Origin of the sequence: Streptomyces anatolicus, from assembly GCF_019400875.1 — a bacterium.
In the GTDB taxonomy this organism is placed as follows: domain Bacteria; phylum Actinomycetota; class Actinomycetes; order Streptomycetales; family Streptomycetaceae; genus Streptomyces; species Streptomyces anatolicus.
On sequence record NZ_WMBF01000713.1, the window covers coordinates 1 to 2,363 of the forward strand.

3 protein-coding genes are annotated in these 2,363 nt (G+C 68.1%); 2 read left to right on the plus strand and 1 reads right to left on the minus strand.

Translation table 11 applies throughout. The features are described 5' to 3' along the window. Positions 1 to 63: 63 nt before the first annotated feature. Entirely contained in the window at positions 64 to 324 is a 261-nt protein-coding gene (locus tag GKQ77_RS31685; protein WP_219692564.1) for a hypothetical protein, read from the minus strand. Positions 325 to 634: 310 nt separating this feature from the next. Between GKQ77_RS31685 and GKQ77_RS31690 the strand changes: the two genes are divergently transcribed. Together GKQ77_RS31690 and GKQ77_RS31695 are read left to right on the plus strand one after the other, a co-directional pair. Beyond that, positions 635 to 955 carry a putative quinol monooxygenase gene (locus GKQ77_RS31690; RefSeq protein ID WP_219692562.1) on the plus strand — a complete coding sequence of 107 codons (321 nt, stop codon included), beginning with the start codon at positions 635 to 637 and terminating at the stop codon, positions 953 to 955. Further along, complete coding sequence (locus GKQ77_RS31695) at positions 952 to 2,190, plus strand: helix-turn-helix domain-containing protein (protein ID WP_219692563.1); 1,239 nt, start codon at positions 952 to 954, stop codon at positions 2,188 to 2,190. Before GKQ77_RS31690 ends, GKQ77_RS31695 begins: the two co-directional genes overlap by 4 nt. The last annotated feature ends 173 nt before the right edge of the window (positions 2,191 to 2,363 follow it).

Below are 2,363 nucleotides of genomic sequence, written 5' to 3' on the forward strand. Positions count from 1 at the left end.
CCCACCACCCCCCACCACCGTCGCCTGGACCGGAGCCCCGCGCTGGACGCTGCGCAGTCCGGCTCAGCAACCCCACCCCTCACCATCGCCCAGCGGCATCCGAGCGCCACGTCCCTCCGCGATGCGATGGACGTCGCGGAGAGCTTCGGAGAGGCACTTGGCCAAGTAGCGGAGCTCATGGGTGCCTGCCTTGAGGTCGGCCAACAGTACGTCCGCATGCTCCAGCAGTTGGGTGGCCATGCCGAGCTGAATGGCTTCGATGTTGTCCGCCAGGCGGGAGACGTAACCGCCGTCCGCGTCCGTGATGAGGTAACAGGGCTTCATCGTCACGCGTCCACCCCAACCCGCGCCGTCCTCTTTCGCGGAGCCCTTCGGGAAGTAGCCGGGTTCGACATGGCTACCTGCTTTCTCCAAGTGGCCACACCCCCGGACCGGTCGGCCCGGTCACGGGCTCGGTACGTGTTGTGCGCGGACGCGGCAGTGGGTCGCAACTCCCCGGTCAGGCCTCAGCAATCACACTGGGTAGCCGCTCGCTCACGAGCATACTCGCAGAATCTGTGCGAGTGAAGAAGTTCTGCTAGTCGCAGCTTGGCTGCGTGACTGTCAGACTGCACGGAAACGGGAAGGGGAACCCATGAGCAAGGGATTCGGCCTGGTCGTGCGCTTCTCGCTGAAGGATCAGAGCGCGGCAACTGCCTTCGATCAGCTCTGCATTCGGACGCTGAAAGGCATCGAGGCCCACGAGCCCGGCACCCTCACCTACGTGAGCCACATTCCGGAGGGCGAACCGTTGGTGCGGGTCTTCTATGAGCTGTACGCCGATCGCTCCGCGTTCGAAGCGCATGAAGCACAGCCCCACACCCGGCGCTTTCTGGCCGAGCGCGACGCGTACCTGGCAGACATCGAGGTGACCTTCTTGAACGCGGTCGCAGGAAAGGCGGCTTCGTCGTCGTGACAGCGCGGGAGCGGCGGGAATTCGGTGCACGTGTCGCGGAGTTGAGGCGCCGAAGAGAACTCACCCAGAGCGAATTGGCCGCCGCGCTCAGTCGCACGGCCAGTTGGGTATCCCAGGTCGAGCGTGGCGTCCAGCCAGTCAACCGGCTGGACGTGCTGCGACTCCTCGCAGACGGACTGGGAGTGTCGCTGCAAACCCTGCGACCAGAGGTGCCGGGCCCGGCCGGACCCGAGGCGGCGGAAGAGGCGACGCAGAACGACCTGGATCAGGCCCGGCTGGTGATCTCGGGACACCCTGCGCTCGATGTGCTGCTGGAGCCGCGGGAGGACACCCCAAACGAGTTGATGCCCGAGCTGCGTGCGGAGGTCGACCACCTCTGGGTGCTGACGCACGCGGGCCGGTTCGCGGAACTGAGCGCGCTGCTGGGGCCTCTCGTGCCCCGTCTCGAGCGCGCTTCCCGCACCATTTCGGACGAGCGCCGGGCTGAGGCCTACCAGTTGTTGGCCCGTACCTACCAGGCTCTGGCCGCCGCCTTCGTGCGGCAGAACGAGGCCGACGCGGCATGGGTGGCAGCCGACCGCGCGATCCGTGCGGCGGAACTCGCCGGTGACCGGCTCGGCGTGTTCGTCGGTGTCTTCCGTCTGGTGCACGCCTTCCTGCGGCTGCAACATCTGGACCAGGCCGAGCACGCGGCCGCAGCGGCCATCAACACGCTGGCCCGGCATGCTGACGCGGAGTCGGCGGCTGCGGAGGAGCTGTCGGTCCTGGGGTCACTGCATCTCGCGCTCGCGGCGGTGCACGCCCGCGCCGGGCAGCGGGTTGCCGCACGGGAACAGATTGTGCGAGCCCGGGCGGTCGGTGAGCGGATCGGTGAGGAGAGGAACGACTTCAACCTGGAGTTCGGTCCCGTCAACGTCGAGGCTCAGGCGGTATCGACGGCGGTGGAACTCGGGGACGCCGGTGAGGCGCTGGACATCGCGAGCGGGTTGGACGCCCGCGAGCTGTCGGCCGAGAGGCAAGCCCGCCTGCTCATGGACACGGGCCGCGCGCACGCCCAGCGGCGGCAGCTCGCCGACGCGCTCGAATGTCTGCTGGGAGCCGAGGAGATCGCCCCCGACGTGGTGCACGGCCACATGGCGACGCGTGCGGTCATCCGTGAGCTGGTGCTGATGGCGGGGCGTGCCGCGTCTCCGGAGCTGCGTGGTCTCGCGGAGCGGTCGGACGCGTTGGCCTAGAGAGGGCAGGGGAGAGGGAGGGGTGGGAGAGTGAGGGCTGGGTAGGGCGGATGCCGTGTTCTACGGGGTGTCAGAGGTGAGTGTCATGCTCTCGGGATGACCACCGCGCCCGACTGCGAGCAGCCCGACTATCGGCAACCCGACTGTCGGCAATCCCTCTCCCCGCAGCTCAC

Excerpts from the sequence above, each read along its gene's own strand:
- GKQ77_RS31685 (WP_219692564.1), bottom strand. The coding sequence starts at position 324 with ATGAAGCCCTGTTACCTCATCACGGACGCGGACGGCGGTTACGTCTCC.
- GKQ77_RS31690 (WP_219692562.1), top strand. The coding sequence starts at position 635 with ATGAGCAAGGGATTCGGCCTGGTCGTGCGCTTCTCGCTGAAGGATCAG.